We start from the raw sequence: 6,096 nt of genomic DNA on the forward strand, positions 1-6,096 counted from the left end.
TCGCCCACCCCACCCGCGCCACGGATTCCCACCATGGCGCGTCATGAGTCACTTCGCAACCTTGACTCATCTCCGACAAGGCCGTCGCTCGCGAGGGCCCGCCAGTGGGGACGTCAGTGGTTCAGGTGCTCGACGAGCGTCTTGAGGCCGATGCCGATGAGCACCACGCCTCCGAGCAGCTCGATGCTGGTGCCGAAGCGCTCCCCCAGCCGCTTGCCCGCCCACGCGCCCAGGACGGACAGCACGAAGGTGAGCACGCCGATGAGGCCGGTGGAGAGGATGACGCCCAGTTCCAGCGCGGGCAGCGTCACGCCGACAGCGAGCGCGTCGATGCTGGTGGCCACCCCCAGCGTCATCAGCATGGGCAGCTTGATGCCCGTCGACGCGGCGCGCTCCTCCTCGTCGTGGGAGAACGCCTCGTAGATCATATGCCCGCCCACCAGGGCGAGCAGCCCGAAGGCAATCCAGTGGTCCACCGCCGCGAAGTGCGTGAGGATGACCTTGCCCCCGAGCGCGCCGGCCAGGGACATGCCGAACTGGAACAGGCCGAACGTCACCGCCAGCTTCAGGATGTCCGGAGGGCGCGCCCCGCGGATGGCCATGCCTCCGGAGACGGCGGTGGCGTCCATCGCCACCCCGAGCGCGAGCAGGAACAGGGTCATCTCCGGCTATTCCTTCTCGATGTCCCGGTCCCATAGCTGGACGCGGGTGTTCTCATCGGTCAGCCGGCGGGTGAGCTCCGCCGCGATGGCCACCGAGCGGTGCTTGCCACCCGTGCACCCCAGCGCCACCGTGAGGTACGCCTTCCCCTCCTTCTGGTAGCGGGGGAACAGGAAGCGGCAGAGGTCCACCACCTTCTCGAGGAACTGCTGCGCCTCGTCGCGGTCCAGCACGTACGCGGCCACCTTCGGCACCTTGCCCGTCAGCCCCTTCATCTCCGGGACGAAGTACGGGTTGGGCAAGAAGCGCACGTCCAGCACCAGGTCCGCCTGCGGCGGCACGCCGTAGCGGTAGCCGAACGACATCACCGACAGGCTGGGGCCCGCGGCGGGCTCCGGGCTGAAGCGCGCCTGCACCATGCGCTTCAAGTCATGGACGTTGAGCACCGACGAGTCGATGACCTGGTCCGCGATTTCGCGCAAGTCACGCAGCGCCTCGCGCTCCGCCTTGATGCCGTCGGCGACGGTGCCGTTGGGGGCGAGCGGATGGCGGCGGCGCGTCTCGCTGAAGCGACGGATGAGGCTGTCGTCGCTCGAGTCGAGGAAGAGCACCTCCACGTGGTGGCCCGCGCGGCGCACCTCGTCGAGCATGCGCGGGGCCTCCTTGAGGAAGACGCCCTCGCGCACGTCCACCACCAGCGCCATGCGCTCGATGTTGCCACCGCCCGCCAGCTCCGTGAGCTTGGGCAACAGCACCACCGGCAGGTTGTCGATGCAGAAGAACCCCGCGTCCTCCAACGCCCGGATGGCGGTGGACTTGCCGGAGCCGGACATGCCGGTGATGACGACCAACTGTTTCGCGGGCGCGGTCACTCGACCTCTTCTCCCAGGGTGCGGCGCATCGCCCCTTCGGCGATGGCTCGGTTGAGCCGCTCGGCGAACTCCCGCGCCGAGTGGTGGCCCTGATGCTTCAACAACTGGTTGCGGGCGGCCACTTCGATGATGGTCGCCATGTTACGGCCAGGACGCACGGGTACCACCGACAGCGGGATGTCCACACCCACAATCTGCAGGTGCTTGTCCTCCACCCCCAGCCGGTCGTACTCCTGATGGGGGTCCCACTCCTGCAACTCGATGACGAGCTCGATCTTCTTCTGCTCGCGCACCGCCGCCACGCCGAACAGGTCCTTGATGTTGATGATGCCCAAGCCCCGGATTTCCATGTGGTGCTTGATGACCGGATTACCGGCCCCGTAGACGGCGCCCTTGCGGCGGGTGACGTCGACGATGTCGTCGGCCACCAGGCGGTGGGCGCGCATCACCAGGTCCAGGGCAATCTCGCTCTTGCCGATGCCGCTCTTGCCCAGGAGCAGGATGCCCACGCCGAAGACGTCCATCAGCACGCCGTGCAGGCTGCTGGACTCGGTGAGGGCCTCCTCCAGGAAGGACTGGACGCGGGTGATGAAGTCGCTGGAGAGCAGCGGCGTCTTCATCAGGGCCAGGCCCCCCGCCTCGCAGGCGGTGACCAGCACGGGGGGAATCTCCAGCTCCTTGGTGACGACGACGCAGGCCAGGTCCTCCTCCTCGAAGAGCTTGGACAGGGCCTCGCGCTGCCGCGACTCGGGGAGGGTGGCCAGGTAGGAAATCTCGGTGTTGCCGAACACCTGGACGCGGCGGGGGTGGAGGTGCTCGGTGAACCCCGCCAGCGCCAGCCCCGGCTTCTGGATGCGCGGCGAGTCCACCGTCCTCGTCAGGCCCGCCGCGCCCGCGACGAGCGTCAGCCGCAGGTCGTAGTCGTGGTCCTCGATGAGCTGGGAGATGCGGATGGATTTCATCGTCGGGGCCTGGAATATCACCGGTGGGACCTTTTGAGTCGAAGTGCCCACGGGGGGTGTCGTTCCCCACCTCCACCGCCGAACGCCCACCCGACCACCGGCCTGTCGGCCCCGGGGGTCCGGGGCCACCGCTTGGCGCCTCAACAATGCGCGCCATGGCCATTTCCCGGCGTCCGGCGGGTTGGTAAGCCCCGGCCATGTCCGACTGCCTCTTCTGCAAGATTCGAGACGGCCACATCCCGGCCAAAGTGGTCTACCAGGACGACGTCTGCCTGGCGTTCAAGGACATCAACCCTCAGGCGCCCACGCACGTCCTGTTCATCCCCCACAAGCACATCCCGACGGTGAACGACATCGCGGCGGAGGACGAGGCCACGGTGGGCCACCTCTTCACCGCGGCGGCGAAGCTGGCCAAGGAGCTGGGCCACGACGCCAACGGCTACCGGGTGGTGATGAACACGAACGGCGACGCGGGGCAGACGGTGTTCCACATCCACCTGCACCTCCTGGCTGGCCGCTCGCTCACCTGGCCGCCGGGGTGAGGCGAAGCGGTGGGGCCCACCGGTTGCTAGTGTCTGTCCCGTGAGGCGCGAGGGGTGCGCCGGCGATGCCCTTCTCCACGGAATCGACTCCCGCGAATCGTCGTGCCTACACGGTGCTGGCCCTGCTGCTCGCGGCGGTGGCGGGCACGGTGAACGCGACGGGCTTCGTGGCGCTCGGCGTGCACACGTCCCACATGTCCGGGAACATGGCGTCCCTGGGCGAGTCGCTCGCGCTGGGGGACGGCGCGCTGGCGTTCCGGGCCGCCCAGGTGCTGCTGGCCTTCGTGGTCGGCGCGGTGTGCGCGGCGGCGCTGCTGGATGCGTCCCGACGGCGCGAGCGGGGGCGGCACGTGGCCGCGCTCGCGGTGGAGGTGGTGACGCTGGCGGGCATCGGCGTGGCGCTCGACTCGGCGCCAGGGACGCGGGCCCCGGTGCTGCTGTGGGGGCTGGCGTTCGCGATGGGGCTGCAGAACGCGCTCGTCACGCGCGTGTCCGGCGCGGTGGTGCGCACGACGCATGTCACCGGCATCCTCACGGACATCGGCATCCAGCTGGTGCAGATGTTCGCGTGGGTGCGGGATGGCTCGCGCGGCCAGGGGGTGAGGGGGGTGCTCCGGCGCCTGCGCGCCCTGCCCTCCGCCATCGAGTTCGAGCGCACGCGGCTGCACCTGGGACTGGGGCTGTCGTTCCTGCTGGGGTGCACTGGCGGGCCGTTGCTCTACCTGCGCCACGGCCCCGCGGCGCTGGGGCTGCCGTGTGTGGTGCTGCTGCTGCTCATCGGGCTGGACTTGAGCCCGGCCGCGGCGCGCGGGGCGCCGCGAGACTCCACGTCACAGGCGTGACGTCACTCTGGCGCGGGCTGGGCCAGGGGCTGGGTGGGCGGCGGGCCCGAGGAGGCCTCCACGTCCAGGACGCGCGAGTCGGGGCCTCCCTGGCGCAGCACGCGCAGCACGCTGCTGCGGTCATCGGTCCAGGTGAAGTCCGGCTCGCCGCGCAGGCCCAGGCGCCGCACGCGCGCGGTGGCGCGGGTGAAGGTGGGGCCCCAGGAGAACTCGCGGTCCGGGCTCAGCAGCATCCAGTTGCTGCGCAGGGCGTCGTCCTTCGTCTCGTGGAAGACGAACGTCGCGTGCATGCCCAGCTTGCGCGCGTGTGCCAGCGCCACCGGCACCAGGTCCAGGTGCACGTTGCTGATGTGCATCGCCAGCACGCCGTGGGGGGCCAGGTGCTGCTTGTAGAGGGCCACCGCCTCCTCGGTGAGCAGGTGCACGGGCACCGCGTCCGAGGAGAAGACGTCCAGGGACAGCACGTCGAAGCCCTGCGGCTCGCCGCGCTCCAGCTCCTGCTCCAGGGAGATTCTCGCGTCGCCCTCCACCATCGTCGCGGTGGCCGGTGAGTCGGCGAGGAAGCTGAAGAAGCCGCCCTTGCCCTGGGCCAGCTCGATGACCGCCGGGTTGATTTCGTAGTAGCGGCCCCGGTCGCCCTTCTCGAGCAGCGCCGCGCTGGTGCCCACACCCAGGCCGAGCACGCCCACGTGCAGGCCGGGGGGAAGCCCCACCGCCTCGCGCAGTCGACGCTGCTCGGCGATGGCCAGGCCCAGTCCCGCCTCTCGCGTGTAATAGGTCGTGGGGCGCGTGCGGTTCTCCGGCGAGGCGAGCTGCCAGCCGTGGGTGACGGCGCCGTGGCGCAGGCCGAAGAGGTGGAGCGCCGGGTCCTCCGCGTTCTGCTCCATCACGCGCACCACGCCGAAGAAGTTGCGCTCGCTGAACCGGGCCCGCTCCAGGTCCTGGCTCATCGAGAGGAACAGGTTCGTCGTCACCATCATGAGCATCGCGCCGCGCAGCATCCGGCTCACGCGCCGGCCGCGCGTCTCGTCCGAGGGCGCCTTCGCCAGGCCCAACAGCGCCACGAGGCAGCAGCCGCCCAACGAGAGCGGATACTCCCAGTAGGCGCGGAAGAAGTTCGTGGCCACGCCGCTGACGAACAGCGCGCCCAGCACACCGCCCGCGGAGACCCACAGGTAGAAGGCGCTCAGGTGCCGAGGCGCGGGGCGCAGCCGGAACAGCTCGCCGTGGCACACCATGCAACCGGCGAAGAGTGACGCGGCGTAGGCCAGCAGCAGCAGCGGCAGCGGGAAGTGTGGACCCGCCGCGTGCGCGTGCGCCGCCGCCGCGCCCGAGGCGATGAGCAGCACCGAGTACAGCGTGCGCGAGTAGAAGGACTCGCGCGAGAAGGCGAGGATGAAGGTGAGCAGGTAGACCGCGAGCGGCAGCACCCAGAGGAACGGCCCCGCGGCCACATCCTGCGAGAGCTGGTTCGTCGTGGCGAGCAGCAGCACGGACGCGCACGTGGACAGCCCCAGCCACTCCAGCGTCTGCCTCACGCCGGGCTTCGACGGGTGCTCCGTCGCGGGGACGTCCGGCGCGCCACCGCGCGCCTCCTGCTTCATCGCCTCGAAGGCGGCTGCGTGCGCGGCCTCGGTGTCCGTGGCGTCCCCGGCGGTCCCTCCGCGCGAAGCGCCTCCGGCGAGAGCCTCGCTCGCATCGACGCCCGAAACCGTTCCCGTCGCTCGCGGCTCCGCGCCCGCCACGGGCGAGGCCTTCGCATCGACGCCCGAAACCGTTCCGCCAACCCCTACCGTCGCTCGCGGCTCCGCGCCCGCCACGAGCGAGCCCGAGACCACTCTGCCAGCGCCCGCCGCCCCGTGTCGCTCGGCTTCGCGCGAGCCTCCCATGAGCGTGGCATTCGCATCGGAGCCCGAGCCCCCTGCTGCGCCAGCACCCACCGCGAGCCGTGACTCCGCGCCTGCCGCGAGCGTGGCATTCGCATCGGCACCCGAGCCCCCTTCGGCGCCAGCCCCCACCACGAGCCGTGGCTCCGCGCCCACCGCCACGTGCGTCACCGCGACGCCGCGCTGTCCCGCGACGGTTGTCGCTGCCGCGCGCTCATGGCGCAGCACATCCACCGCGCACACCGCGCAGGCCACCGCGAAGAGGACGAAGCCCACGCCCCAGCCCCACGCCTGCGCGCCGCGCCCCACCCAGGGCTCCACCAGGAACGGAT

Annotated in this window: 6 protein-coding genes; 2 read left to right on the forward strand and 4 right to left on the reverse strand. The window is 70.7% G+C overall.

Features of this window, described 5'->3' with window-relative positions; all coding sequences use genetic code 11:
• Positions 1-113 precede the first annotated feature (113 nt).
• From FL311_RS40225 to hprK, 3 genes are read right to left on the reverse strand one after another with little or no spacing between them, the layout of a single operon-like run.
• Positions 114-662, reverse strand: coding sequence for a manganese efflux pump MntP family protein (locus FL311_RS40225; protein ID WP_141332936.1), 549 nt, complete (start codon positions 660-662; stop codon positions 114-116).
• 6 nt (positions 663-668) lie between these two features.
• Positions 669-1,532 carry an RNase adapter RapZ gene (gene rapZ, locus FL311_RS40230; RefSeq protein WP_141332937.1) on the reverse strand — a complete coding sequence of 288 codons (864 nt, stop codon included), beginning with the start codon at positions 1,530-1,532 and terminating at the stop codon, positions 669-671.
• On the reverse strand, positions 1,529-2,494 hold the full coding sequence (gene hprK / locus FL311_RS40235; RefSeq protein ID WP_046716385.1) for an HPr(Ser) kinase/phosphatase: 966 nt from the start codon (positions 2,492-2,494) through the stop codon (positions 1,529-1,531). Before hprK ends, rapZ begins: the two co-directional genes overlap by 4 nt.
• Positions 2,495-2,691: 197 nt before the next feature.
• Here hprK and FL311_RS40240 point away from each other — a divergent pair, with 197 nt between their 5' ends.
• Together FL311_RS40240 and FL311_RS40245 are read left to right on the forward strand one after the other, a co-directional pair.
• Positions 2,692-3,036 (forward strand): histidine triad nucleotide-binding protein, encoded by a 345-nt coding sequence (locus FL311_RS40240; protein WP_141332938.1) that lies wholly within the window; start codon positions 2,692-2,694, stop codon positions 3,034-3,036.
• A 65-nt stretch (positions 3,037-3,101) separates the two neighbouring features.
• Positions 3,102-3,878 carry a YoaK family protein gene (locus FL311_RS40245; protein WP_141332939.1) on the forward strand — a complete coding sequence of 259 codons (777 nt, stop codon included), beginning with the start codon at positions 3,102-3,104 and terminating at the stop codon, positions 3,876-3,878.
• Between the two features lie 2 nt (positions 3,879-3,880).
• Here the strand turns inward: FL311_RS40245 and FL311_RS40250 are convergent.
• A partial coding sequence (locus FL311_RS40250) for a spermidine synthase (protein WP_153882724.1) occupies positions 3,881-6,096 on the reverse strand: 2,216 nt, incomplete at its 5' end.

It is taken from the genome of Myxococcus sp. AB025B, assembly GCF_006518215.1.
In the GTDB taxonomy this organism is placed as follows: Bacteria; Myxococcota; Myxococcia; order Myxococcales; family Myxococcaceae; genus Myxococcus; species Myxococcus fulvus.

Bases quoted from the DNA above. Each gene is read 5' to 3' on its own strand.
- FL311_RS40225 (WP_141332936.1), bottom strand. From the start codon at position 662: ATGACCCTGTTCCTGCTCGCGCTCGGGGTGGCGATGGACGCCACCGCC.
- hprK (WP_046716385.1), bottom strand. From the start codon at position 2,494: ATGAAATCCATCCGCATCTCCCAGCTCATCGAGGACCACGACTACGAC.
- FL311_RS40240 (WP_141332938.1), top strand. From the start codon at position 2,692: ATGTCCGACTGCCTCTTCTGCAAGATTCGAGACGGCCACATCCCGGCC.
- FL311_RS40245 (WP_141332939.1), top strand. From the start codon at position 3,102: ATGCCCTTCTCCACGGAATCGACTCCCGCGAATCGTCGTGCCTACACG.